21 protein-coding genes are annotated in these 26384 nt (G+C 67.5%); 9 read left to right on the plus strand and 12 right to left on the minus strand.

Features of this window, described 5'->3' with window-relative positions; translation table 11 throughout:
* Positions 1 to 10 precede the first annotated feature (10 nt).
* From gyrB to dnaA, 6 genes are all read right to left on the minus strand, one after another.
* Positions 11 to 2053, minus strand: coding sequence for a DNA topoisomerase (ATP-hydrolyzing) subunit B (gene gyrB / locus NS3_RS11780; RefSeq protein WP_067858099.1), 2043 nt, complete (start codon positions 2051 to 2053; stop codon positions 11 to 13).
* 304 nt (positions 2054 to 2357) lie between these two features.
* Entirely contained in the window at positions 2358 to 3344 is a 987-nt protein-coding gene (locus tag NS3_RS11785) for an alpha/beta fold hydrolase (RefSeq protein WP_067858102.1), read from the minus strand.
* A gap of 118 nt (positions 3345 to 3462) precedes the next feature.
* Positions 3463 to 4002 (minus strand): DUF721 family protein, encoded by a 540-nt coding sequence (locus tag NS3_RS11790; protein ID WP_067858105.1) that lies wholly within the window; start codon positions 4000 to 4002, stop codon positions 3463 to 3465.
* 381 nt (positions 4003 to 4383) lie between these two features.
* Positions 4384 to 5592 carry a DNA replication/repair protein RecF gene (gene recF / locus NS3_RS11795; RefSeq protein ID WP_067858108.1) on the minus strand — a complete coding sequence of 403 codons (1209 nt, stop codon included), beginning with the start codon at positions 5590 to 5592 and terminating at the stop codon, positions 4384 to 4386.
* Between the two features lie 56 nt (positions 5593 to 5648).
* Positions 5649 to 6824 (minus strand): DNA polymerase III subunit beta, encoded by a 1176-nt coding sequence (gene dnaN, locus NS3_RS11800; RefSeq protein ID WP_067858111.1) that lies wholly within the window; start codon positions 6822 to 6824, stop codon positions 5649 to 5651.
* Positions 6825 to 7558: 734 nt separating this feature from the next.
* Complete coding sequence (gene dnaA / locus NS3_RS11805; RefSeq protein ID WP_067858114.1) at positions 7559 to 9481, minus strand: chromosomal replication initiator protein DnaA; 1923 nt, start codon at positions 9479 to 9481, stop codon at positions 7559 to 7561.
* Between the two features lie 601 nt (positions 9482 to 10082).
* Here dnaA and rpmH point away from each other — a divergent pair.
* From rpmH to NS3_RS11845, 9 genes are all read left to right on the plus strand, one after another.
* Positions 10083 to 10226: a 50S ribosomal protein L34 gene (gene rpmH, locus NS3_RS28430; RefSeq protein ID WP_005263481.1), complete on the plus strand. Its 144-nt coding sequence runs from the start codon at positions 10083 to 10085 to the stop codon at positions 10224 to 10226.
* A 21-nt stretch (positions 10227 to 10247) separates the two neighbouring features.
* The gene (rnpA, locus tag NS3_RS11810) at positions 10248 to 10739 is read left to right on the plus strand and encodes a ribonuclease P protein component (protein ID WP_084495391.1); all 492 of its coding nucleotides are present in this window, start codon (positions 10248 to 10250) and stop codon (positions 10737 to 10739) included.
* Positions 10736 to 11080, plus strand: a complete 345-nt coding sequence (yidD, locus tag NS3_RS28435; protein ID WP_084495393.1) for a membrane protein insertion efficiency factor YidD — start codon at positions 10736 to 10738, stop codon at positions 11078 to 11080. Before rnpA ends, yidD begins: the two co-directional genes overlap by 4 nt.
* A 4-nt stretch (positions 11081 to 11084) precedes the next feature.
* Positions 11085 to 12212: a membrane protein insertase YidC gene (gene yidC, locus NS3_RS11815; protein WP_067858117.1), complete on the plus strand. Its 1128-nt coding sequence runs from the start codon at positions 11085 to 11087 to the stop codon at positions 12210 to 12212.
* Between the two features lie 35 nt (positions 12213 to 12247).
* On the plus strand, positions 12248 to 12766 hold the full coding sequence (locus NS3_RS11820) for a Jag family protein (RefSeq protein ID WP_067858120.1): 519 nt from the start codon (positions 12248 to 12250) through the stop codon (positions 12764 to 12766).
* A 152-nt stretch (positions 12767 to 12918) separates the two neighbouring features.
* Positions 12919 to 13710 carry a 16S rRNA (guanine(527)-N(7))-methyltransferase RsmG gene (gene rsmG / locus NS3_RS11825; RefSeq protein ID WP_067858123.1) on the plus strand — a complete coding sequence of 264 codons (792 nt, stop codon included), beginning with the start codon at positions 12919 to 12921 and terminating at the stop codon, positions 13708 to 13710.
* Between the two features lie 895 nt (positions 13711 to 14605).
* Positions 14606 to 15556 carry a ParA family protein gene (locus NS3_RS11835; protein ID WP_228805369.1) on the plus strand — a complete coding sequence of 317 codons (951 nt, stop codon included), beginning with the start codon at positions 14606 to 14608 and terminating at the stop codon, positions 15554 to 15556.
* Between the two features lie 55 nt (positions 15557 to 15611).
* Positions 15612 to 16757, plus strand: a complete 1146-nt coding sequence (locus NS3_RS11840; RefSeq protein ID WP_067858133.1) for a ParB/RepB/Spo0J family partition protein — start codon at positions 15612 to 15614, stop codon at positions 16755 to 16757.
* A 190-nt stretch (positions 16758 to 16947) separates the two neighbouring features.
* Positions 16948 to 17673, plus strand: coding sequence for a GNAT family N-acetyltransferase (locus tag NS3_RS11845; protein WP_067858137.1), 726 nt, complete (start codon positions 16948 to 16950; stop codon positions 17671 to 17673).
* Positions 17674 to 17767: 94 nt separating this feature from the next.
* Here the strand turns inward: NS3_RS11845 and NS3_RS11850 are convergent, their stop codons facing one another.
* The 6 genes from NS3_RS11850 to NS3_RS11875 form a co-directional block, all read right to left on the minus strand.
* Positions 17768 to 18982: an N-acetylmuramoyl-L-alanine amidase gene (locus tag NS3_RS11850; RefSeq protein WP_067858274.1), complete on the minus strand. Its 1215-nt coding sequence runs from the start codon at positions 18980 to 18982 to the stop codon at positions 17768 to 17770.
* 183 nt (positions 18983 to 19165) lie between these two features.
* Entirely contained in the window at positions 19166 to 19498 is a 333-nt protein-coding gene (gene trxA / locus NS3_RS11855) for a thioredoxin (protein WP_067858140.1), read from the minus strand.
* 49 nt (positions 19499 to 19547) lie between these two features.
* The gene (gene trxB, locus NS3_RS11860; protein ID WP_067858143.1) at positions 19548 to 20531 is read right to left on the minus strand and encodes a thioredoxin-disulfide reductase; all 984 of its coding nucleotides are present in this window, start codon (positions 20529 to 20531) and stop codon (positions 19548 to 19550) included.
* A gap of 122 nt (positions 20532 to 20653) precedes the next feature.
* The gene (locus NS3_RS11865; RefSeq protein ID WP_067858147.1) at positions 20654 to 21466 is read right to left on the minus strand and encodes an RsmA family anti-sigma factor; all 813 of its coding nucleotides are present in this window, start codon (positions 21464 to 21466) and stop codon (positions 20654 to 20656) included.
* A 204-nt stretch (positions 21467 to 21670) separates the two neighbouring features.
* A complete protein-coding gene (gene sigM, locus NS3_RS11870; protein WP_067858277.1) occupies positions 21671 to 22276 on the minus strand; it encodes an RNA polymerase sigma factor SigM in 606 nt (201 codons plus the stop codon).
* Positions 22277 to 22493: 217 nt separating this feature from the next.
* A complete protein-coding gene (locus tag NS3_RS11875) occupies positions 22494 to 26297 on the minus strand; it encodes a murein biosynthesis integral membrane protein MurJ (protein ID WP_067858280.1) in 3804 nt (1267 codons plus the stop codon).
* Between the last annotated feature and the right edge of the window lie 87 nt (positions 26298 to 26384).

The following is a 26384-nucleotide window of genomic DNA, read 5'->3' on the forward strand; positions in this document are numbered from 1 at the left end:
CGCCGCGGGATCACACGTCGAGGAAGCGGACGTCCTTGGCGTTACGGGTGATGAAGCTGCGGCGGGCCTCCACGTCCTCGCCCATCAGCACGCTGAACAGCTCGTCGGCCGCGGCCGCGTCGTCCAGCGTCACTTGACGAAGCACCCGGACACTCGGGTCCATGGTGGTTTCCCACAGCTCCTTCGGATTCATCTCACCCAGACCCTTGTAACGCTGGATGCCGTCGTCCTTGTTGATCTTCTTGCCCGCGGCCAGGCCGCGCTCGAGCAGGCCGTCGCGCTCGCGGTCGGAGTAGGCGAACTCCGGTTCGCTGCGCTGCCACTTCAGCTTGTACAGCGGCGGCTGCGCCAGGTAGACGTGACCGTGCTCGACCAGCGGGCGCATGAAGCGGAACAGCAGGGTCAGCAGCAACGTCGAGATGTGCTGACCGTCCACATCGGCGTCGGCCATCAGCACGATCTTGTGATAGCGCAGCTTGGCGATGTCGAACTCGTCGTGGATGCCGGTGCCGAACGCGGTGATGATCGACTGGACCTCGTTGTTCTTGAGGACCCTGTCGATCCGCGCCTTCTCGACATTGATGATCTTGCCGCGCAACGGCAGGATCGCCTGGTACATCGAGTCACGCCCGGACTTGGCCGAGCCACCCGCGGAGTCGCCCTCGACGATGTAGATCTCGGACTTGCTCGGGTCCTTGGAACGGCAGTCGGCCAGCTTGCCCGGCAGACCGCCCAGATCGGTGGCCGACTTGCGGCGCACCAGCTCGCGAGCCTTGCGGGCGGCCATCCGGGCCTGGGCCGAGGACACCGCCTTTTGCACGATGGTCTTCGCGTCCGCCGGGTTGGCCTCGAACCAGTGCGTGAGGTGCTCGTTGCAGGTGCGCTGCACGAACGACTTCACCTCGGTGTTGCCGAGCTTGGTCTTGGTCTGGCCCTCGAACTGCGGCTCGGCGATCTTCACGCTGACGATGGCGGCCAGGCCCTCGCGAATGTCGTCGCCGGTGAGGTTGCCTTCCTTCTCCTTGAGGAGCTTCTTGTCGCGGGCGTACTTGTTCACCACGGTGGTCAGCGCCGCGCGGAACCCCTCTTCATGGGTGCCGCCCTCGTGAGTGTTGATGGTGTTGGCGAACGTGTGCACGGACTCGGAGTAACCCGAGTTCCACTGCATGGCGACCTCGAGCTCGTGGCCGGTGCCCTTGCCGGTGAAGCCCACCACCGAGTTGTGGATGGATTGCTTGGTGCGGTTGATGTGGCGGACGAAGTCCTCCAGACCACCCGGGTAGTGGTAGGTCCTGGCCTTGACCTTGTGCTCGACCGGCTTCTCGGCAGACTCCCCCGGCTTGGGCGCCTCGGCGGTCTCGCTGACCACCTCGTCGGTGATGTCGGTGTCGGAGACCCGCTCGTCGGTCAGGGTGATGGTCAGGCCCTTGTTCAGGAACGCCATCTCCTGCAGGCGGCGCGCGACCGTCTCGAAGTTGAAGGTGGTGGTCTCGAAGATCTCCGGATCGGCCCAGAACCGGACGGTGGTGCCCGTGCGGCCGGTCGGCTCGCCCTGGACCAGCTTGCCCGGTTTCGAGTCCTTGTAGGTCTGGGACCAGTGGTACCCGTCGACGTCGATCTCCACCTCGACGCGGGAGGACAGCGCGTTGACCACCGAGATGCCGACACCGTGCAGACCGCCGGACACCGCGTAGGAGTCGGAGTCGAACTTACCGCCCGCGTGCAGCTGGGTCATGACGACCTCGACGGTCGGGATGCCTTGCGCGTGCATCTCCACCGGGATGCCGCGGCCGTCGTCGACGACCTCGACTCCGCCGTCGGCGAGCAGGGTGACACCGACCGAGGTCGCGTACCCTGCCATCGCCTCGTCGACGGAGTTGTCGACGACCTCCCAGATCAGATGGTGCAGACCGCGCTCACCGGTGGAGCCGATGTACATGCCCGGGCGCTTGCGTACCGCCTCGAGACCTTCGAGGACGGTGATGGAGGAGGCACCGTAGCCTTGGCCCGATTTCGTACTCGAGCCCGATTCGTTGGAGTGCTTGGCAGCCACTGGTCGGTAGCTCTCCTTACTTGCTGACCTCGACGCGATGAGCGCACAGCACGCCGATGTCCCGGATCCGACTGGTCGAGATACGGGCCCACCGAGGGGGCTGAGCAGAGCGCGCCGAAGGATCGCCGCTAGTTACTCCTCCATCCTACTGGTAGGCCCGAATCAGAATGCACCTACGACACCCCTGACGGGTCCGTGAGTGCGAGAAAAGGACCAGCGACGAGTCCGGTCCGCCTCTCGGACGTCTCCGGGACGCTGAGCCGTTCTCCGGACCACCGGCGGCGAAGGTTCGCCATCGATGCTCCTACCCCAGGCCGTCGGCGTCCCCGAAACCGGCGGACGCTTCGCCGGCCCGGGCGGCTGGAACTTCGCCGGCGCGGGCGGCTGGAACTTCGCCGGCGCGGGCGGCGATGAAGGCTGCGAAGTGGTCTGCCACGTGCCCTGGATGCGAGATCGGCGACCAATGGCGCGCGTCGAAGACTGTCGTGGTGAGGTCACGGACCCAGCGCGGGGCCTCGCTGTTGACCACCGGTCGGACCGCGCGGTCCCCGGAGGCGACCAGCAGTTGGACCGGGATCTCGATCGGGCGCGGGCGCGGATCGCGCATCCGGGGCCGGATATTGGCACGGTAGAGCTTGAGGTTGTTGAGCATGTCGGGCAGGAGCGTCGGCGCGAGCAACACGCGATCCGCGTCCAGCCCGTCGAAGAAGGCCAGGAACTTCGGCCAGCGCCGGGACAGCAGTCGCAGCACCGGTTCCGACATACCCGGAATCTGGAACGCGACCGTGTAGGCCGAGGCGATCCCCTGTTCCAGGATGCCTCGCCACCGCCCGAGCGAGAGCGGGCCACGAAGATACTCGCCGAGGAAATCGAGGTTCGGCCCGGACAGCGCGGTGAAGGAGGCGATCCGCTCCGGAGCCCGCGGATCCGCGGCGACCTCCCAGCCGAGTACCGATCCCCAGTCGTGTCCGAGGACGTGTACACGCTGCCCGGGTGCGACCGCATCGAGTACTGCGAATACGTCGGCGGCGAGTTCCTCGAGCCGATAGTCCACGACCGCTTCGGGTGCGCTGCTGTCGCCCGCTCCTCGATTGTCGAAGGCGATGACACGGAAACTCGGCGCGAGCCGCGTCGCCACCTCGTTCCACAACACATGGGTATCCGGCCAGCCGTGGATCAGCAGGACCGGCACGCCCTCGGGATTGCCGCATTCGAATACGGCGAGGTCGACACCGTCGCGGTGCACGCGATCTCGCGGGGTGAAGACGCTGTCGACAGCTTTGGCGGTCATCGGCTCCGGGCTCCCTGGGGTCGGGGTTCCACGTGAAACCGCGTCACACGTGGCAGTCCCGGTTACTGTAACAACTAGTACTAGTAATCTGCAGCCCTTCGTCCCCGGCGTGCGCCGATCACCCGTAGGTGTCGCGTGGGCCCCGGCCCTTGATGTGCCGATCGCCCTTGCGCCAGCTCGGCGCGGCCGGACCGGTGATCTTGAGCTGGCGAACGACGCCGGGCCCCACCGCGGCGGCGATCTTCGCCAGGATCTGCGGTTGCAGCATGCGCAGCTGCGTCGCCCACGCGGTCGATTCGGCGGTGATGCCGAGGACGCCGTCCTGCAGGGAGACCGGGGTGGCGTGCGAGGCGATGTCCTCACCGACCACTCCGGACCAACGCCCGAACACCGTGCCCTCGGCGACCTTTCCGTCCCACCCGCGGCTCTTGGCGATGCGGGTGGCCAGCTGGGAGAACAGCTGGGGATCGCGGTCGTCGGGCCGAGCGCCGGACCAGCCGCCGCGCCTGCCGCCACGGGCGCGCAGTTTGCGGACCGGAGACGCACGCCCTTGGCCCACCGACTTACCGTTGGCCCGAGCGGCCGCCCTGGCTTCTTCGAGCGCGCGACGAGCCAGATCGATACCGCGTAGCGGTTCCTGTCCGGGCTCTTCGCTCATCGGTTTCCTCTCCCAGCGGCCTGCTCGGGCACAGGCTCTTTCCGCGCTTCGTCCCCAGTTCTACCGCAATCCCCCGACGCCCCGAGCGTGTCATGGCGGCCGTGTCGGTAACGCCACACCGGCCCGACCTGCGTAATCCACACTGTTCGAAAAGTTGTCCACAGGCCCTGTGGACAACCTGTCGACAACTGCCCCGAAAACCGGCCTCGAGCAAACTTTACGCTGCTCGGAGGCGGTCGTGCGGCACGGTCACGACCCGGTCACCGGACCGACATACCCCCAGGAAAAGGGCTCGACCGGGCATAACAGACAGGTTGTGGGCAACCGGGCGGAGACCTCGCCGGCCCATTCCCAGCAATCGATGCGCCAGGCTGTGGATAACTATGACGATTCTGTGTACATCTCCGATTTCACCTGGTCATCCGGCGGGCCCGGCACGATGTGGGAGGTGCGTGCCGAGGCAGCGCCCCGGGTCTCCACCCGGATCGGGGTGGCCTCGAGTTCGGCAGGCACATCTTCGGGAACCGCGGCGGTGATCAACACCTGCTCGGCCCCCGCCGCAACGGCCGCCAGCGCCGTCCGCCTGCGCCGGTCCAGTTCGGCGAACACATCGTCGAGCAGCAGCACCGGTTCGGCCGAGGTGTCCCGCAGCAATGCGAAAGAGGCCAGTCGCAGCGCCAGCGCGAACGACCAGGATTCGCCGTGGCTGGCGAACCCCTTGGCGGGCGCGTCACCGAGCATCAGTTCGAGGTCGTCGCGGTGCGGGCCGACCAGGCAGATCCCCCGCTCGAGTTCCTTGCGCCGGGCCGCGCCCAGTTCGCGCAGCACGATCTCGACCAGCTCGGTCTCGTCGGCACCCCCCGGTGTCCGCGCCGGGTCCTGGAATTCCGCGGGCAGGTACGAGCTGCGATAGGCGATGGACGCCGGACGCGATTCCGGCGCCAGCGAGCGATAGGCCTCGGCGAGATAGGGATACAGGTCGTGTACCAGGCGCAAGCGCTGGGCCAGCAGCACCCCCGCGTGCTGCGCCAGGTGCCCGTCCCATACATCCAGGGTGCTCAGATCGGCCGAGGACCGGTGCCTGCCCGCGGTTTTCAACAGCGCCGAACGCTGCCGCAGCACCCGGTCGTAGTCCGAGCGCACTCCCGCCAGCCTGGGCAGCCGGGCTGTGCACAACTCGTCGAGGAACCGCCGCCGCTCCCCTGGATCGCCGCGGACCAGCGACAGATCCTCCGGCGCGAACAGCACGGTGTGCAGAATTCCCAGGATGTCGCGGGTCCGGCGCACCGGCGAGCGATTGATCTGGGCACGGTTGGCCGAACCCTGTTTCAGTTCGACATCGATGCGCAGCTCGCGGCCGGCATTGACGACGGTGGCTCCCACCTCGGCCCGCTGTGCGCCCGTACGGATCAGCGGGGCGTCCGAGGCCACCCGGTGCGAACCGAGAGTGGCGAGATATCCGACTGCCTCGAGCAGGTTCGTCTTCCCGTTGCCGTTCGCCCCCAGGAACACCGTGCGGCCTGTGGACAACTCCAGCTCGACGTGTTCCCAGGACCGGAAGTCGCGCAGCGACAATGCCCGAACGAACATCGGCTACCGCACCCGCGACGATGGGTGCGGCGACACCCGATCACTCACGAGCGCGATCAGCCCGGCAGCCGCACGGGCATCAACAGGTAGGTGTAGGAGCCGGTCAGCGCCGCGAACGACCCCGATTCGAGGGTCTGCGGCTCTTCCTCGCTCGCGGGCAGCAGCACCGCGGGCCTGCTCGGCGTGGTGAAGCCGAAGCTCACCCGGTCCGAATGCAGCGCGGACAGGCCGTCGACCAGGTAGCCGGGATTGAACGCGATGGTCAGCGGCTCGCCGCGGAAGTCGGCGGGCAGCCATTCCTCCGCCCGGCCCGCGTCATCCCCACCCGCCGACAGCAACAGACCCTCTGTGGAGAACTCCAGACGTACCTGCGCACCGCGCTCGGCGACCAGCGCGACACGCTTGATCGCCTCGGTCAGCGCCGCGACCTCCAAGGTCGCCACCGAGGTGTGCTCCTTGGGGAGCAATTGGCGGAACTTGGGGAATTCCGCGTCGAGCAGCCGAGTGGTGGTGCGACGGCCCGCGTTGACGATGCCGAGCAGACCGTCCGCGCCCGCGCCGGAGCCCAGCGAGAGCTGGACCGGTGCGTCGGAGGCGCCGAGCGTCTTGGCGGCTTCGGACAGCGTGCGCGCCGGGATCAGCACCGCGGTCTCGATGTCGGCGCGTGCGGGCTGCCATTCGATGTGACGCACCGCGAGCCGGAACCGGTCGGTGGCCGCGAGCACGACCTGCGAGCCCTCGATCTCGACCCGGATACCTGTGAGCATCGGCAGCGTGTCGTCACGCCCGGCGGCGACGGCTACCTGACCCACGGCCTCGGCGAAGACATCCACACTCAGTTCACCGGTCTGCTGGGGAACTTCGGGAAGCTGTGGATAATCCTCGACGGGCATGGTCGGCAGCGAGAACTTCGCACTGCCACAACTGATCAGCACGCGCGTGCCGTCGACGGAGACATCGACCGGCTTGTTCGACAGCGCCTTGGTGATATCGGCGAGCAGCCGGCCCGAGACGAGGACTTCGCCCGGCCCGGCGACCTCGGCGGCCACCCGCATCTGTGCGGAGACCTCGTAGTCGAATCCGGAGACGGTCAGCCCGTCTTCGTTGGCGACCAGCAGCACCCCGCCGAGCACCGGGACAGGCGGCCGAGACGGCAGGCTGCGCGCGACCCACGCGACGGACTCGGCGAAGTCCTCTCGGGCAACTCGAAACTTCATGCTCGAAAGCTCCATCGCCCGATGTGTCCTCTCCCGGTTGTCGTGTGGATGGTTCGCGACCTGATGTGGCCGACAGACCTAGAACCGTACCCGCGTACGGCGGTTGAACCTAGTCCGGGCTGTTGTCCACGCGTGCCGTGTCCGCTCGTTCGCCGAGCCGCCACGTCGCCTCCCCTGCCCTGCGGACGCGACCTCCTCGGGTACCGAGCGCTCCGACGGACTTTTCCACACACCCTGTTTTCAAGAGAGATCTTCTAGAAGAAGAACTGAAGTAGTAATAGGGCCTGTGGAATCTGTGGATTCGGCACATCCACGCAGGTCACAGCGCGTGGTGGGGTGTGGATGGATGTCGAGTGACCGGTGGATGAACTGTGAGTGGCTGTGGAGAGTCCAGATCTATCCCACATCTATCCACTGCTCATCCTCGAGTTGTTCCACCGTTTCGGGGCACTTGTGCACACTGTGCACCGACTCGAGGACAACCGGTGGATTCCTCGAGGATTCCACAGGGATTCCTCGAGGAATCCACAACCGTGCACAGCCATGTGGGCAGGTCAGTCCCTGTGCACGGATTCGGCTGTGGAAACTGTGGACAACTGCCTGTGCACGGAGACAGCCGAGGGCCTGTGCACCAACTCGAGGACAACCTGTGGATTCCTCGAGGATTCCACAGGGATTCCTCGAGGAATCCACAGGGCAAAAAAATGCACCGCCCCTGGTCAGGAGCGGTGCGAGGGCTGTGGATGGATTCAGCGCGAGCGTTGCTTGATCCGGGCTGTGAGTTCCTGGACCTGGTCGTAGACCCGACGGCGCTCGGTCATCTCCTTGCGGACCTTCTTCTCCGCGTACATCACCGTCGTGTGATCGCGCCCGAACGCCTGCCCGATCTTCGGCAGCGACAGGTCGGTCAGCTCCCGGCACAGATACATCGCGATCTGACGGGCCTGAGCGAGCGGACGCGCCTTGCCCGGACCGGTCAGCTCGTCGAGGGTGGTGTTGAAGTACTCCGCGGTGACCGCCATGATCGTGGCCGCGTTGATCTCGAGCGCCGCGGTATCGGGCATCAAGTCGCGCAGCACCACCTCGGCCAGCGAGATGTCCAGCGGCTGGCCGTTGAGCGAGGCGAAGGCCGTCACACGGATCAGCGCGCCCTCGAGTTCGCGGATATTGCGCTCGACCCGGCTGGCGATGAGTTCGAGCACGTCATGGGGAACGTCGAGACGATCCATCCGCGCCTTCTTGCGCAGGATCGCGATGCGGGTCTCGAGCTCCGGCGGCTGCACATCGGTGATCAGGCCCCACTCGAACCGAGTCCGCAGCCGCTCCTCGAGGGTGGCCAGTTGCTTGGGCGGGCGGTCGGAGGAGACGACGATCTGCTTGTTGGCGTTGTGCAGGGTGTTGAAGGTGTGGAAGAACTCCTCCTGGATGCCTTCCTTGCCCTCGATGAACTGGATGTCGTCGACCAGCAGGATGTCGGTCTCGCGGTAGCGCCGCTTGAAGGCCACCTTGCGGTCGTCGCGCAGGCTGTTGATGAAGTCGTTGGTGAACTCTTCGGTCGAGACGTACTTGACCCGCATTCCCGGGAACAGCCGCTGGGCGTAGTGGCCAGCGGCGTGCAGGAGATGGGTCTTGCCGAGACCGGAGGCGCCCCAGACGAACAGCGGGTTGTAGGCGCGCGCGGGCGCCTCCGCGATCGCCACGGCCGCCGCGTGGGCGAAGCGGTTCGAGGCGCCGATGACGAAGGTCTCGAAGGTGTACTTGGCGTTCAGGCTGGCGCCGGAACTCGACGGCGCGGGAGTCGGCTCCTGGTTCTTGGCGAAGTAGGTGGGCCAGGAGTCGCGGATGCTCACGACCGGTTCGTCGTCGCGTTCGGTGGGCCTGCCCTCGGCGACGGGCTCGCGGACATCGTGCTCGGCGCTCGGCATGCGACCGGGCTCGGGGGAGAACAACGACTCCTGTCCGGGCGGAGTGCTGTCACGGCGCGGCGGGGCAGGCACGTCGGGCAGATCGGGCAGTCGCCGGGGAGCGTCTTCCGTCGATTCGGCATAGGCGGGGTCGTCGAATCCGCCCGGGGGGATGCGGAAGGACGTGGTGGGGAAGTCCGAGGCCGGATATTCGGGTTCGGGCGTGTACGCGGTGGACGGCGCGTAGTCCGATCCCGGATAACTGTCCGGAAGTGGATAGTCGTTCGGGAACGGCCCGGGACCGGGATATCCGGAGTCGCCGCCCGGCTCGGCGGAGCGGCGGTAGTGCGTGGGCGGCTCGTCGGGGCGCTGGGGTTCCTGGCCGTAACCGCCCGCGGGGCGGGTCGGCCGAGGCTGTTCGGGGCGGCTGGTCATCCTGGCGTGGCGCGCGCCCGCGGCCGGACCATCGCCGGTCGGGGTGACGGGGGCGGCGATCCGCACGCCGAGTCCCTCGACCTGAGGTCCGAGCATGCGGCCGAGGGAACGCAGGATGGGTTCGCGCAGGTCGCGTTCGATGGCTTCCTGGGCCAGCGACGACGGCACCGAGAGCAGGGCGAAACCCTGCGCGACGGTGATCGGCTTGACGAGCTTGAGCCAGGCCTGCTGTGCTCTGGTGACCGCGGGGATGCTCCCGTCGGCGGATCCGGCAGTCAGTTCGGCGATCACCTCGGGCCAGACGGTGGCCAGCACGTTCTGCTCGTCGTCCATGCAGTTTCCTCCCCGGAAGTAGGTCGATTGGAGCAGACCGCCGGGGCGCGTGAGCGGTAGCGGGAGATTGGGCTATCCTGTGATCCCGCCTACGTTCCCGGCTACCTTCCCGGCCGGTTCGCCGGCCGCCGGGTCCAACGTCGCCCGGTGGGACGAATATGCCACTCCAGGGGTCTTTCCACACAATTATCCACAGATGTGGAAAACCCTGGGGAAATGTGGAATGTCCGTGCAACAGCCCAGCACAGGGCGTGGACCTGCGGTTCTGTGGCAACAATGTAGCAACCCGTGGGATATGACTCCGCGATCGGCTCGCCAGGTGTGCAGATGTTCACGTTCGAACCCCCTCGCACCGGCCGTCGTATCCGCGATGTGCCAGGTCGCGGCCGGTGCCGCGGTCCGGGGGGCGGGTTTGACCCGATCTGAGCGGGTCAGTACTCTCTTACAGTCACCCCTTGGTGCGGTGGCGGTCTCGTGCTGACCGCGTCTGGTCGAGTGCAGCGGACCGCGTCCGGTCGCTAACGACCACGGTGCGCCAGGGACGTATCACCGAACAACTTCGGGTGTCGAACGACGCCCACCTACTCGAGGAGTGTTGACCGTGGCCAAGGGCAAGCGGACGTTCCAGCCGAACAACCGTCGTCGGGCGCGCGTTCACGGCTTCCGTCTCCGGATGCGTACCCGTGCGGGTCGCGCCATCGTCTCGGCGCGTCGCCGTAAGGGCCGCGAATCTCTTACTGCCTGATTCTCGCCCTCGGACGCTCGGGTGTTGCCTGAGCCGTATCGGTTGCATCATCGTGCCGACTTCTCCCGGACGGTGCGCCGCGGCCAGCGAATCGGGAGGCGAGATCTCGTCGTCCACGCATTCGTGCACAGCTACGACTGGGCACGGGCGGACGACGGGCTCGCGGACGCGACAATCTCTCGCGACCCGGTAGCGGCCGGGTCGCTTGTTCGCGTCGGTGGGCCGAGGTTCGGATTGATCGTCAGCAAGGCGGTGGGCTCCGCGGTGGTTCGACACCGGGTGGCCCGCCGCCTGCGTCATATGTGCGCCACGATCGTCGACGAACTCCCGGCCGATACCGACGTCGTCATCCGCGCGCTGCCCGGCGCGGCCACCGCCGACCAGGCGGAGCTGGCGCGGCAAGTGCGCAGCGGACTACGCAAGCTCGGACTCACCCCCGGTGCGGCCGCGGCGCCCGCCGGACGTCCCCGGGTCCCGGCCGGCGCGCGGTCGCGAGCGGACCACCGCTCGTGAGATCCGCCGCTGCCGCCCTCACCCGGCTGCCCGCCCGGGCGTTGATCTTTCTGATCGAGCTGTATCGGACCTACGTCTCCCCCACCCGGATGCCGGTGTGCCGGTTCACCCCCACCTGCAGCGAGTACGCGGTCACCGCTCTGCGCACCCGCGGCTTCGTGGTGGGCCTCGGACTGGCAGCCGTGCGACTGCTCAAGTGCGCACCCTGGCACCCTGGTGGGTGGGATCCCGTTCCGGAGCGCCGCGCGCGCGGTCGGAACGCGGCTGCCGCCGACGCGCCGTCGGCGCCACATGCTTGTAAAGGTTCGCCGCACGCGGTGACGAACGACGGGAGTACATAGAGCCGTGCTCGACTTCATCTATTGGCCGGTGTCCTGGATCTTGTGGTTCTGGCACCGTGTGTTCGCCGCTGTCCCCCTCCCCGGATTCGGGAAGGACAGCGGCCTGGTCTGGTCGCTGTCCGTGGTGTTCCTCGTGTTCACCCTGCGCATCGTGCTCTACAAGCCGTTCGTCAAGCAGGTACGCACGACCAAGCAGATGCAGGAGCTGCAACCCCAGATCAAGGAGTTGCAGAAGAAGTACAAGAACGATCGCCAGAAGATGGCGACCGAGATGCAGAAGCTTCAGAAGGAACACGGCTTCAACCCGCTGATGGGCTGCCTGCCCGTGCTGGCCCAGGTGCCGGTGTTCCTCGGTCTCTTCCACGTGCTCCGCTCGTTCAACCGCACCGGTCACGGCATCGGCCAGCTCGGTCTGAGCCCCGAACAGAACGCCATGCTGAGCAACTACGCGTTCTCGCCGGAGGATGTGCAGTCCTTCCTCAGTGCCCGCATCTTCGGCGCGCCGATCTCGGCGTTCATCACCGCGCCGCAGGCAGAGTTCCTCGCTTTCGAGGACTGGGGCGGTATCCCCAGCCGTATGAGCATCGCTCTGGTAGCCATTCCGCTGATGGTGATCGCCGGTCTGGCGACCCACTTCAACGCTCGTGCGTCAGTGCAGCGTCAGACGCCGGAGGCCGCGGCCAACCCGCAGGCTGCCTTGATGAACAAGCTGGCGTTGTGGGTGTTCCCGCTCGGCGTGCTCGTCGGCGGTCCGTTCCTGCCGATCGCCATCCTGCTCTACTGGGTGTCCAACAACATCTGGACCTACGGGCAGCAGCATCTCGTCTTCGGGCGCATGGCCAAGGAAGAAGAGGCCAAGAAGCAGGCCAAGCTGGAGCAGCGCGCGCAGAACGCGCCGAAGCCGGGAGCCAAGCCGGTCAACATCAAGAAGAAGCCGGCCACCGCTGTTACCGCCGACGAGTCCGGGGAATCGGGTACTACCTCCGCCGAGGAAGACGCACGCACCAATGGCACGGCATCGGCGAACGGTACGAAACCGCGACCTGCCAAGGCAGGCGGAGCGCGTAAGCCGAGCGGGCACAAGCGCAACCCCAACCGGGGCAGGCCCAACCAGAAGCGCCGCCGCAGCTGACCGTCACAGCCACCCGTGAGATTGAGGAAAACGACATGACTGTTGAAACCGACGGAGTGAACGCCGACACCGACGAGCTCGTCAGCGATGCCGAGGAAGCGCTGATCGAAGAGGGCGAACTCGCCGGTGACTATCTCGAGCAGCTGCTCGACGTGCTCGACTTCGACGGCGATATCGATCTGGATGTGGAGGGCGACCGCGCGGTCGTCAGCATCGACGGCGGCCGGGATCTGTCGAAACTCGTGGGGCGCAACGGTGAGGTGCTCGACGCGCTGCAGGAACTGACTCGGCTGGCCGTTCAGCAGGCCACCGGTGTGCGCAGCCGCCTGATGCTGGATGTCGCCGGCTGGCGCGCCAAGCGTCGCTCCGAGTTGAGCGCCCTGGGCACCGAGGCGGCCGAGCGGGTGGCGGCTTCGGGTGAGCCGGAAGCCCTCGCGCCGATGACTCCGTTCGAGCGCAAGATCGTGCACGACGCGGTCGCCGCCGTCGACGGTGTCAGCAGCGAGAGTGAGGGCGTCGAGCCCCACCGGCACGTCGTGGTGGTGCCTGCCTGAGGTGGTGACCGACGGCGGGTTTCCCACAGCGGGACCGCTGGTGATTGGATAGGCCTCTGGTCTTCGGACCGGGGGCCTTCTCCATCTCACGCACTCCCCGGCGGCTTGCCCTCCCGGCCTTCGTCGGACCCGAGCACGGAAGGACGTTTCACGTGGAACCAGATCTCGGTGGAAGCGCAGCGCGGTCCGAGACGGATGCGCCGCCCGCGGCGGCGCAGGTCTTCGGCGACCGGCTCGACATCGCGCGCCGCTACTACGACGCGCTCGCGACCGACGGCGTGCAGCGAGGACTGATCGGGCCCCGAGAGGTTCCGCGGCTGTGGGAAAGACACATTCTCAACTGCGCCGTGGTCGCCGAACTCATCCCGGAAGGGGCGAGCGTGGTGGATGTCGGCAGCGGCGCGGGACTTCCCGGCATCCCGCTCGCCATCGCCCGCCCGGATCTGCGCATCACCCTGGTCGAGCCGCTGCTGCGCCGGACAGTGTTCCTCAGCGAGTTCATCGAAGCGGCGGATCTCGGTATCACGGTCGTGCGTGGCCGGGCCGAACATTCGGGGGTCACCAAGGAAGCCGGCGGCGCCGACGTCGTCACGTCCCGTGCCGTGGCGCCCCTCGCCAAGCTCGCCCATTGGTCGTTGCCGCTGCTGCGCGACCACGGGCGGATGCTCGCGCTCAAAGGAGCCAGCGCCGCCGAAGAGCTCGAACGCGATCGCGAGGAACTCGTTCGCCTCGGCGCCGGGAAGTTCGAGGTGCTCGAGTGCGGCGTCGGCGTCGTCGACCCGCCGACCGTCGTCCTGAGTGCGGAACTCCTCCCCCGGGGCGAACGTCCCTCGCGCCATCGCGAGAAGAACGCCCGTCGACGGGAGCACGGAGACAAGCACCGCGACACGGTCGTCGACAAAGTGCGCCGCCGCGCGGGCAAGTCCACGCGAAACGATGACTAGTCGACGCCGTCGTCACAGCAACTGCCCCGATGCCCCGTGGTCCTGGACTCACGGGGCGTCTTCGTGTCGAGTGCTGCTGGATGTCATTCGCTGTGGCGCGGAGTGGATCGCGGTCTTACCGGACCATCGCCTCGACAATTCGTCCGCTGTGTCTACCGGCCGACTCAGCTCATGTTTGATGTGAAACGTACTCGACCTCCCGGATCTGCCGCGGTTTCTGTCATGTAGGTCGACCCTCGTGTTTCATGTGAAACATCGTGAGTCGGCAACCGGGCAAGGGCTTAGAGCATGACTGTCGTGGAGGAGGAAGTCGCGCCCGACGGCTCCATCTGGTGCAGCGCGCCGTCGACGGTCATCGGTGTGGCGGTGTGGCGGTGTGGCGGTGTGGCGGTGTGGCGCCGTAACGCGGCTCCTTCGCGCTACAGGTTCGAATTGACCGGGACCGCGCCGCGTTCGAGACGAAAGCCGCGACTGTAGGCCGAAGGTCGCCTCCGGGACGCAAGCGCGACGTGCGTTGAAGCGAGCGCTCGGTGCGAAAGAGTACCGAGAACCCGACGCGCCGCGTTTCACGTGAAACGAATCGCCGATGTTTCTCGGGTCCGATGCGTTGCACCGCGATTCAACTTTCCTCACGCGCTCGGTGCTGGCAAAGTATGTGGCGTCGGGCGTGAGCAGAGGTGCCACGGAGTGATTCGGGTGTGCGGGCGTTTTCCGCCCGGCTGATCGGGTGCCATCACCCGGTTCGCGCATCGAATCCGATCCGACACACGGCGGTTTGAGGCACAGCGACGACACCCGGTCTGTCGCGCGCGGTCTGTAGTTCTCGGGTTAGGAGCTGTCTATGTCGAGCGGTCCGGCGAATGTTTCACGGGAAACAACGTCGCGTGTGCCGGGGATGCTGGACTCCAGCAACGTCGATGCGGACGCATTCGGTAGCACGCCCTTCGGGCACATCTCTCCCAGCGAGACCCCGATCGCGGCCGAGGCCCAGCGAGCCAGCCGGATGCTACATCCAGGAAAGGTGGACGTGCCGAAACCTCGCGAACAACGAATCATCACCATCGCCAACCAGAAGGGCGGCGTCGGTAAGACCACCACCGCGGTGAATCTCGCCGCGGCGCTCGCTCATCAGGGCATGAAGGTGCTCGTGATCGATCTCGATCCGCAGGGCAATGCGAGCACCGCGCTGGGCATCCCCCACCATTCCGGTGTGCCCTCCAGCTATGAACTGCTCATCGGTGAGGTCAGCGTCAAGGACGCGATCCAGGTGAGTCCGCACAGCGAGCGTCTGCTGTGTATCCCGGCCACGATCGATCTGGCCGGCGCGGAGATCGAATTGGTGTCGATGGTCGCCCGCGAGGGTCGCTTGAAAGCCGCCATCCAAGAAGCGAATATCGCCGGATACGACATCGACTACGTGATGATCGACTGCCCGCCGTCACTGGGCCTGCTGACCGTCAACGCGATGGTCGCGGCCAAGGAAGTCCTCATTCCCATCCAATGCGAGTACTACGCGCTGGAGGGAGTGGGGCAGCTGATCCGCAATATCAGTCTCGTGCAAGCACATCTGAATCCCCAATTGCACGTCTCCACGGTGATCCTCACGATGTACGACGGACGGACCAAGCTGGCCGACCAGGTCGCCGAAGAGGTGCGCGGCCACTTCGGCGATGTGGTGCTGCGCTCGGTGATTCCGCGCAGCGTCAAGGTCTCCGAGGCGCCGGGTTACGGAATGACGGTGCTCGATTATGATCCAGGCTCCCGGGGCGCGATGAGTTATCTCGATGCCGGACGTGAGATCGCGCAGCGGGCGATGGCGCGTCAGCTGGCGAGCGGCGCGGAGTGATCCGCGTCGGTACGACACGGTGTGATGGCGGACTAGCGAAGGGATCGGTGAGCCGATGAGTCAGGCGAAGAAGGGTGGACTGGGGCGTGGTCTTGCCGCGTTGATTCCCACGGGTCCGGAGACGGTCCCCAACGGGCTCGGAACCATTCCCGCCGGCACCGGGACCATTCCGAACGGTCCCGCTCCGGTCCGGCCCGCCCCCGCCCGCCCCGCGTCCAACGGCACCGCTACCAAGGCGCTCGGCGTCACCCCCAACGGACTCGGCGTCGCGGCGGCCAACGTCATCATCGGCCTCGATCCCGCCGAGGCGCAGGCGTCGTCAGCGCTGCCCGAGAACGTCGACAGAAACGCCGACGGGGATCTCGTCCTATCCGGCGGCGCGGTCTACCGGGAGATCCCGCCGGACCAGATCGAACCGAACCCCAAGCAGCCGCGCCAGGTCTTCGAGGACGAGGCCCTGGCCGAGTTGGTCCATTCCATTCGCGAATTCGGGCTGATGCAGCCGATCGTGGTCCGACGGCTGGAGCCGGGCGTCGACCGCTTCCAGCTCGTCATGGGCGAGCGACGGTGGCGCGCCTGCCAGGAGGCCGGGCTCGAGACGATTCCCTCGATCGTCCGGGAGACCGCCGACGATTCGATGCTGCGCGACGCGCTGTTGGAGAACATTCATCGCGTGCAGCTCAATCCGCTCGAAGAGGCGGCGGCCTACCAGCAGCTGCTCGAAGAGTTCGGGGTCACGCACGAGGAACTGGCGACCCGGATCGGCCGATCCCGTCCGGTGGTCACCAATATGATCCGGCTGCTGAAGCTGCCGATCCCGGTGCAGCGCCGGGTCGCGGCGAACGTCCTGTCGGCCGGCCACGCGCGGGCGCTGCTCGGGCTGGAAGGCGGCGCCGAAGCGCAGGAGGCGCTGGCCACCCGGATCGTCGCCGAGGGCATGTCGGTGCGCGCTACCGAGGAAGCCGTCACCTTGGCCAATCGTGAATCCGACGCGGCGACCGCTCCCCCGGCGCCCAAACGCAAGCCGATCCTCATGCCGGGGCTGCAAGATGTCGCCGAGCAGTTGTCGAATTCTTTCGACACCCGCGTCACGGTCAGTCTCGGCAAGCGCAAGGGCAAGATCGTGGTCGAGTTCGGCTCGGTGGAAGATCTCGAACGGATCGTGGCTCTCATGCAGCAACAGCAGGAACTCCAGCTGTGACGAGAGTGACGAAATCAGGCCCGAAAAGCCGATGACCTCGCCCTCAGCGCAGAAACGTCACTGTGACGGCGTGCTGAGGATGGGCTTTGACCGACAACAGCACAGAGACGTGGAATGAGGCAGGTTCTAAGATGATCTGTGATGCGGCGTGAGCGTGGATGAATCCGACAGCTGGAGGCTGAACAGAGCGGTGTCGACCAGCGTCACAGCACTGACCCTCGATGGGTTGGACAAACTTCCCGCACACGCCAGGCGATGTGTGTTCTGGGAGATCGATCCCGCCGTCGCCGCGGACTCCCACAGTTTCAGCGACCCGGTCTTCGAGAAGGAGGCCTGGCTCTCGACGGTCATGCTGGAGTGGGGTTCCTGCGGTCAGGTCGCGCACCTCGCGGGCAAACCGGCGGGCTGTGCGCTGTACTCGCCGCCGACCACCGTGCCGCGCGCCGGACTGTTCCCCACCTCCCCGGTGAGTCCGGACGCCATCCTGCTGACGACCCTGTGCACCGAACCGGCCTACCGCGACGACGACATCGCCCACCGCCTGCTGCAGGCGGTGGTGGCCGATCTGGTGCGCCGCGGTGTGCGCGCGCTGGAGGCCTTCGGGCTGCGCTCCGCCCCAACCTCCGAACCGCTGTCGGACCGGCTGGCCGGCTCGATGCGGTTGATGGAGCGCATCGGCTCTCCGGTGCGCGAGAAGCCGTCCTCCCCCGCGGGGTGTTCCCCGGAGACTTGCATGATCGATGCCGACCTCCTGGAGAGCTTCGGTTTCGAAGTCGTCGCCGCCCACCACCGCTTCCCTCGGCTGCGCCTGGAGCTCGATTCCGATCACGGTTGGAAGGAAGACGTCGAGCGCGCCCTCGACCAGCTGCTGGCGGCCGCTTCGATGGCCGTGCCGACCCGCGCAGGCGCCCACTAGCAGCAGACCCGCAGATACCGCAGAAACGAGAAGTCCCCGCCGAAGAACGGATTCGGCGGGGACTTCTCGTCGGAGTCGAGGGAGTGAGTGAGGCTCAGCTGCGGTCGGCGGCGGCCAGTTCCTCGGCCAGCAACTCCGCGAAGGTGTAGGTGCCGGTGGGCTGATCGTCCTGGCCCAGCAGGTACAGCCGCTTGACCGAGATCAGGATGGCTTCGGCGATCACATCGCGCATCCGCGGGTTGGTGAGCACGGAGGCGTCGTATTCGTTGGTCAGGTAACCGATGTCGACCTGCACGGTCGGCATCTTCGTCAGGCGCAGCAGATCCCAGGTGCGCGAATGAGTGCGGCAGTCCTGCAGCGAGGTCCGCGCGACCACTTCCCGCTGGATGAAGCCGGCCAGCACCTGCCCGATCATGGAGACCGAGCCGTGTGAATTGCCGAAGTGAAAGCTGGCCACGCCGTTCGCGGCCGGGCTCATATTGGACGCGCAGCGCAGCGAGATCATCAGATCGGCGTCGAAAGTGTTGGAGGTCTCCGCGCGTTCGGCATCGGTGGGATTGGCGCCCCACGGCCGCGACAGGAAGGTCTCCATGCCGGTGGCGGCCATCCGCCCTTCCAGCCTGCTGGCCAGATCCCAGAGGATCTCCGACTCGTAGACGTCGCCGAATTCCGAGGCCACCGCATGACCTTTGTCGGGGCCGCCGAGACCTGGATCGATGACGATGCGCTTGCCGGTCAGCTGCGGCCCGGCCCGGTGCACGACTTCTTCCTCGGCGATGCGATGCGGATTACCGCCGGTGACGCGGGCGCCGAGCAGATCCAGCGAGCGCAGCGTGTCCGGTCCGCAGATGCCGTCGGCCGACAGGCCGATCTCGCGCTGGAACGCGGTGAGCGCCTCGTGGGTCTGCGGGCCGAAATAGCCGTCGACCCGGTGTACGTAGAAGCCGAGGTCCTGCAGCCGACGCTGCAGGCTGGCCACGTCGTCGCCATAGAGCGGTGCGGACAGCTGATAGATCAGCGTGCGCGCGCCCAGCCGGTAGGAGGCCTCCTTGAGAGCCCGGTAGGTCGCCGGGCCGACCACGCCGTCGACCAGCAGTCCGCGATGCTGCTGGAACGCGCGGACAGCGGAGTCGAGGTGGTGATCGAAGGAGGCCGCGGTGTCCTTCCAGTACTCCGGCGAGTCCGAAGTCTGCGAGACGCCCGGCGTCGACGAGTTCCCGGAGTGCGCGTGCAGAAAGCCGAGACTTGCCAGGGTGTTCCGGACCTCTGCTACGGCGGGTCCGGTATCCCCGTGACGAAGTCGGTGCATGCGTAAGAGCCCTTTCCTTCCGTCCACCGGGATACCCACCCGTGTGATGGCGCACACCACCTTCACACGATGCGGAACATGGTCGATTGTCTCAGACCTGGCTCCGATTTCGGCAATTACCCGGGTGCAGGCATCCTACGGCGCGTCGGCAGTGCCCGCGTCGAATGTCACCGGTTCACGGCGTCAGAGGACGTCGCCCAGTTCGCGCAGCAGGGCGGCTTTGCCCTTGGCTCCGACGATCTGCTTGACCGGCTTACCGCCGCGGAACAGCATCATAGTGGGCAGCGACAGGACTTGATAATCGCGCGCGGTGCTCGGGTTGGCGTCCACGTCGAGCTTGGCGACGGTCAGCTTGTCGGCGTGCGTACCCGCGATTTCCTCGAGCACGGGCGCGACCATCTTGCAGGGGCCGCACCAGGTGGCCCAGAAGTCGACCAGCACCGGCTTCTCGCTCAGCAACACCTCATCGGCGAAGGTCGCGTCGGTGACGGTGACCGTCTTGCCGTTCTCGGCCATGGAAACTCCTTGTATCTATCTCTGGGCGAACGCGATCGGGCGAGCGAGATCAGTTGGCGTGCAGCGCGACCGGCTCACCGGCGGCGGCATGCTCGGTCCCGGTCACGCCATGGTGGGCCAGCCAGCGCTCGGCGTCGATCGCGGCGCGGCAGCCGGTCCCCGCGGCGGTGATGGCCTGGCGGTAGGTGTGGTCGACCAGGTCGCCTGCGGCGAAGACGCCGGGCACCGCGGTGGCGGTCGTGGGGTGCTGGACCAGCACGTAGCCCTCGTCGTCGAGTTCGATCTGGCCGCGCACGAGTTCGCTGCGCGGGTCGTGACCGATCGCGACGAACAGGCCGGTGGCGGCCAGTTCGGAGGTCTCGCCGGTGCGAGTGTCGCGCAGCACCAGAGAGGTCACCGCGGTGTCGCCCTTGACCTCGGCGATCTCGGCGTTGAGCACGAACTCGATCTTCTCGTTCGCCCTGGCGCGGTCGAGCATGATGCGCGAGGCACGGAACTCCTCGCGGCGGTGCACGACGGTGACCTTGGAGGCGAACTTGGTGAGGAAGGTGGCCTCCTCCATCGCGGAGTCGCCACCGCCGACCACGACGATGTCCTGACCACGGAAGAAGAAGCCGTCACAGGTGGCGCAGGCGCTGACGCCGCGGCCGAGCAGCCTCTCCTCGCCGGGCACGCCCAGGTAGCGGGCGGCCGATCCCATCGCCAGGATGACGGCCTTGGCCAGATAGGTCTGCTCGCCGACGGTGACCTTCTTCACCGGGTCGGTGAGATCGAGGGCGTCGACGTCCTCGGTGCGGATGTCCGCGCCGAATCGCTTGGCCTGCTCGCGCATCTCCTCCATGAGATCGGGGCCCATGATGCCGTCGCGGAAGCCGGGGAAGTTCTCGACCTCGGTGGTGGTCATCAGCGCACCGCCGAATTGGGTGCCCTCGAACAGCAACGGCTGCAGGTCGGCACGTGCCGCGTAGATGGCAGCGGTGTAGCCGGCCGGGCCGGAGCCGACGATGATCAGGTCGTGAACTGACGTGCTCATGAGACCCTTCCGAAAGATCTGGCGGGGGAACGTGATGGTCAACAACAGCCTAAACGCTGTTGTTCCCCGCCAAGCGGTCCAGTCGCCCCGGTCACGCCGGGCTTGCCCGGTGTTCGGAGAACTCAGCCGATATCGGTGACCTCGAGCACCTGGGGGTCGTCGGCGCCGCATCCCGGCCCCACCACCAGCGCGGTGATCTTCGGTGTCCGTGGCCCGGCCACCAGGATCAACACCGCTTCCGAACCCCGATAGGTGAAGTTCATCGCGCCCAGCACGGGCCGGTCCACCCCGGCGGCCCGGACGCAGCTCTGCAGTGTGGCGGTATCGCCGAGCGGCCCGCTGACCTCGTGGCGGCCCAGCGCGGCCAAGGCCGCGGTGGCGTCGAGTTCCTGGCCGGGGTCCGCGGTCGGCGTCGGCTGCGCTGTCGGGGGTGATCCGGTTCCGGTGTCGAGTATCCGAAGCCCGATCCCCGCGCCCGCCAGGACGGCGACCGCTGCCGCCGCGGCCGCCGCCCACCGGACGGTGGGAGATCTGCGTGGGCGCAGCGTGGTCGGCGCGCCGGCGACCGGATGCGCCCGTACACGGGAGATGGGGCGTGCCACGCCGTTTCCGAGCGGGTGCGGCCTCGACACGTCGGGGAGCCGTTCGGTCGGCCCGTCCGCCGCCGCTTCGCCGGAACCGCCGACACCGTCGAGGAACGCGGCCAGCCGATCGGCGACATCGCCGGGCATCCGGTGCACGATCCGATCGTCGGTGCCGAGCGCGCGCACCCGTGCGGTCACCTCGTCGAGGTCACGCAGATAGCCCGCGGCGTCCGCGTCGGCACGGACGACCGGCCACAGCCGTGCGGCGAGGTCGGGGTCGATGTTGTCGGCGTGCAGATCGGCGAGCAGCTCCGCTGAGAAGGGAGGCTGCGGTACAGACCGGGTCGCCATCGCACCTCCGTCTTTCCCACTCGACAACTGTGTCTCTTCCCCGCGGGCATGGCTACTGCCTCGGGCATGGTCACTCGCCTCGGGCATGGTCACCGTCCGGCATCGTCACTGTCCGCCACCGTCGCTGTTGTCCGGGTGCGGCCTCGGTGAGGTCGCGTTGTGATCATCGCCAATCGGCTCTTCACTGTTAATGACGCGCCACGATTACTTCCGGTTCCCCGGATCGCGTAAAAATTCCAGCCGCTCCTGCAAACGCTGCCTGGCGCGGGCGCATCGGCTCTTGATGGTGCCCACCGGCACACCGAGCAGAGCGGCCGCGTCGGCCACGCTGTAGCCCTCCAGATCGACGGCGACCAGGGCGGTGCGCTGGTCGGGCGGCAGCGAGAACAGCGCGCGATCGACCACGATGGACAACTCCAGCTCAGCGTAATCGTCGCGCACGACTGTCGGTTCCGGCAGGGATTCGGGCGCGATCGCGATCGCGCGGCGAGTCTTGTTACGCCGGATCCGGTCCAGGCAGGCATTGACCACGATGGCGTGCAGCCAGCTGCGCACCTCCGCCTCGGCGCGGAACGACGCCGCCGTGCGATGCGCCGACAGCAGCGCGTCCTGGAGCGAGTCGGCGGCGTCCTCGCGGTTGTAGGAGGTGCGCAGCGCGGTCTGCCAGAGATGGTCGTTGTGCCTGCGCAGCAGTTCGGCGAAGGCATGTCCGCGCCCGGCCACGTGTTCGTGCAGGAGCTGGACATCGGAGAGTTCGTCGACGGCGAACGAGCGCCCGCCTGCCGGATGCGGCCGCGAACGTTCCCCCACGGAATTCTCGTTCACTTCGGACGACAAAACCAACCCCTTGGACAGTGCTCACCCGGTTCCGGTCATCGGCGACCGATTTCGGAGATGATCTCCGCGGCATCCGGGCCGATCACACGAGAACCCGGGATACTCCCCCGCCGAGAGCGCCAGCCGATCATATCGGCAGTGCCGAATGAGCAGCAAGCAGAGGACATTCCGTGGCCGGGCGCGAACCAGGTCAGGGGGCGGCGTCGAACCGCAGGTCGGCGATCGAGGACTGGAACTGGCTGCCTTCGTTGCCAAGGCCCGTGATCCACACCAGGACATAGCGCGCCGACTGGTCGGCACTGACCGGGATCTCGGTGAGGCCGTCGGCCAGCACGCCGGAACCGATCAACTGGGTCTGATCCAGGGTGGGCGAACTCGTCGGCGCCGTACGGATTTCCACCGACGTGCCGGGCGTGGGCGAGACGATCGAGACGTTGCTCAGCTTCGCCGGGCTCGGCAGCGTCGCGATCAGGCCGACGCCCTTCTTGAGAGCCGGAAACTGCTGGAAGTACTGATCGGTGCGCCACACGGTGGCCGGATCGTTGTCCAGCACCGCGGCCACCGAGTTCACGCCGTCCGGGGTGCCCTGCGGAGAAAACACGTCGACTTCGGTGACCGGAACCGGGACGCCGCCCGCGACCGGATTGTTCGGCACGGCGCCGGGGGATCGCGGTGCGGGCGCGGGCGCGCTCTCGGTGGTCAGGCCGATATTGCGCTGTTCGTCCAGCGGCTCGTCGGTGGCGCCGGGCGCGAAGATGTTCACCATCCACCAGATCACCACGCCGACCACCAGCGCGGCCAGCACGCCGAGACCGACCATCACCCACAGCATCCGCTGCGAGCGCTCCCGCTCTTGGGCGAGCAGTTCCGGATCGGCCAGTGAATCGTCGCTCAGCGGCTGCTGGCGCTGGCCCAGGCGCAGCACCGGGATGAAATCGGTCTTCTGGTCGACCACCGAAGCCTGTTCGAGGACGTGCTGAACGGTGGCGGCGGTGCGCACGCCCTTGTTCGACTCCAGCGAGCGCACCGCGACCGCGGAGATCTCGAACGGTACTTCGGGGCGGATCTGGCGCGGTTCGATCGGGGTGCCGTCCGGGCCGAAATCGGCCAGGTGCAGCCCGCCCACGGTCGCCGCGTTGCCGCTGACCCCGCCCTGGCGCAGCGGCCAGCGGGCGGTGATGAGCGCGTAGAGCATCGCGCCGAGACCACGCACGTCGGACTGGGCGTCGGAGTCGGCCAGCGTGCCGGGGAAGGCGAGTACCGCGTCACCGGAGGCGCTGATGCGCACCCGGTCGGGGTGGTCGATGGACAGCGAACCGCCGCCGCGATGGGCCAGTTCGGCCGCTGAGGCCAGCGCGCGGATGGCGCGGGCCGCACCGATCGGCGAGGGCACCGTCTCGGCCATCTCGCGCAGCGACCGGCCGGGCGTCCATTCGGCCACCACGATGCCGCCGGAGCTACCGCGCACCACGTCGAGCACCCGGGCCAGGCCGGGGGAATTGATCCGGCCCAGGCGCAGCGTGCGCGACAGGATCGCCTGCGGGCCGTCGTGACCGGAGTTCTCGGCGGCCCGCTGATCGGCGTCGACGAAGGTCAGCGCGACTTCGCGATCCAGCTTGATGTCCAGCGCCTGCCAGAACTTCAGCCCGCGCGCGCCGCCGTGAGAGGCCAGCAGACGGTAACGCCCCCCGGCCACCGAGGCGCCCGGCATCAGCTTCGGACCGCGCTGCACCCGCTTGGTGGTCTCGTCTTCGACCGGAGGCGGAAGCTGACGAGGCGGGATCGGGATCATGCCGGTGTCGTACATCGGGTCGCGCGGCGGCGCCTGATGCCGGTCCTCGCGCGGTCCCGATGCGGACTGGTTCTGCTGGGCGGGTTCCGGGCCCGACGGCTCCCCCGCGGCAGGAGATTTGTCGGTGGACAAACCTGCCGTCGGCGGCGTAGAAGAACCGGCGGCCGGGACGCCGCCCACCGCCGCGTCGTCGCTCACCCTCGCTCCTCCTTCGCCCAGCTTGATGGTCTCGTCATCGAACGCCGAAAGATCGGGCTCGCCGCTTGTCCCCTTCTGCCGAACAGGGTACGGGAACGGGACTCGGACGGTCGGGTCAACAGGTTCCGGCCGGATCACGGGAAGCACCATCGTCTGCGCGTCCATGACCGGGTCGAAGCCGGTGTAGATGTAGCGCTCCGGCCTGCGCATCACCTGGGTGGCGTGTTCCTCGTCGACCGGGCCGTCCAGACCGAGGTCGGGCGCGGGCGGCGTGATGCCCAGGCGGCGGGAGACGGCGACGGTGATCGCGACCACTTCGGGGATGCCTGCCAGGCGCATCAAGCCGAAGGCCACCGCGAACAACACGATGCCGTCGATGGCCACCCGGATCAGCGAACCGGGCCCGCCCATCGATTCGGAGAGCCGGTCCAGCCCGAGCACGATGTCGACGATCCACATGACCGCGCCCGCGGCCACCGAGGACAGCAGCACCCGGGTGATGGTCCGCCCGACATTGGCCATCCGCAGATCGCCCAGGCTGCGATGCAGCAGGTAACCGCCGATCACCGCGCCGACGCCGAAACTCACGCCGTTGACCACGCCGAGCACCAGCACCACCTGGTCCGGCGAGCTCGCGATGGTCGGGGCCAACGCCGAGAGACTGATCTTGACGCCGGTGATGCCGAGGATGATCCAGGTCGGTGTCCACGCCTGTTCCCTGGCGTAGAACACCCGCAGGTGGATCAGCACCATCGCGTAGGGGATCAGCGAGAACGCCGACCAGGCCAGGGCCTGACCGAGACGTTCGGCGTCGCCCGCGAAGCGCGCGTAGCCGAACAGCGCCTCACCGACCTGCGTGCCCGCCAGAGTGAAGAAGGTGACCACCGGCAGCAGCGCGATCATCGTCAACCGGGTGGCCACCGACAGGTCGTCGACCACCGCGGGGGTGTCGTCGGCGGCGGCATTGCGACTCAGCCGCGGCATGATCGCGGTCAGCAGGGTCACACCGAGCACGCCGTAGGGCAACTGCAGCAGCAGCCAGGTGTAGGAGTAGATCGCCGGGCCCGCTTCGTCGGACTTGGAGGCGATGTTGTTGGCGAAGACCAGTCCGACCTGGCTGATCAGCACGTAGAGAATGATGGCCGCGCCCATCGTGCCGAACTGCTTGAGGCGATCGTCGAGGCCCCACAGCGGACGCAGATCGATGCCCTCGCGCCGGATCGCGGGCAGCAGCACCATCGCCTGGGTGACCACGCCGAGAGTGACACCGACACCGAGGACCAGCAGTTTCGGATCGCTCATCCGTACCGGGTCGAGACTGATCTCGCCGGGTGTGAGCGCGTAGGTGGCCAGCACCGCCAGGACGACCACATTGTTGAGCACCGGCGCCCAGGCGCCCGGCTTGAAGTTCTGCCTGGTGTTGAGCACCGCGGTGAACAGCGCCGACATGCCGTAGAACAGGATCGCGGGGACCAGCAGGAAGGTCAGCGCCGTGGTGAGCGCGGTGTTCACCTTGCCGTCGGAGTCGACGAACACCCGGGTGGCCAGGATCGGGGTGGCGACCAGCGTCAGCGTCGTCGCGATGGCGAGAACGGTGAACGCCGCGGTCACCAGCCTGCGGACGAACGCCCGGCCGCCGTCGAAGTCTTCCTGTTCGGCGCGCACCAGCGTCGGCACCACGATCGCGGTCAGCACCGCGCCGAGCACCAGTTCGGCGATCATGTTCGGGATAAGGCTCGCCGAGGTGAACGCACTGGCGATCTCCGGGCCGAGGACGGCCGCGAGCATCAGCACCTTGGCGAAGCCGGTGATCCGGCTGACCAGGGTGGCCACCGCGATCGACCCGGAATCGCGCAGCAGTCGCGCCGCAGCGCTCTTCTTCGTCTCCTCCGGGGTCTGGTCGGCTTCGTTCTCCCACTCGCTGCTCGGACGGTTGTCCCTCGGCTTCGGTGGCGGGACGAACCGGCTCGGCGCGGAACGTTCCGGACCGCCGCCCGCCGTCACCGGCTCGGCCGCCCGCGCGGATGCGGGCACGACCGGCCGCGCACCGTAGGCCGGGGTGGGCACGGGGCGCGCGCTTCCGTGCGGCTG

It is taken from the genome of Nocardia shimofusensis NBRC 100134 (assembly GCF_001613125.1).
In the GTDB taxonomy this organism is placed as follows: Bacteria; Actinomycetota; Actinomycetes; order Mycobacteriales; family Mycobacteriaceae; genus Nocardia; species Nocardia shimofusensis.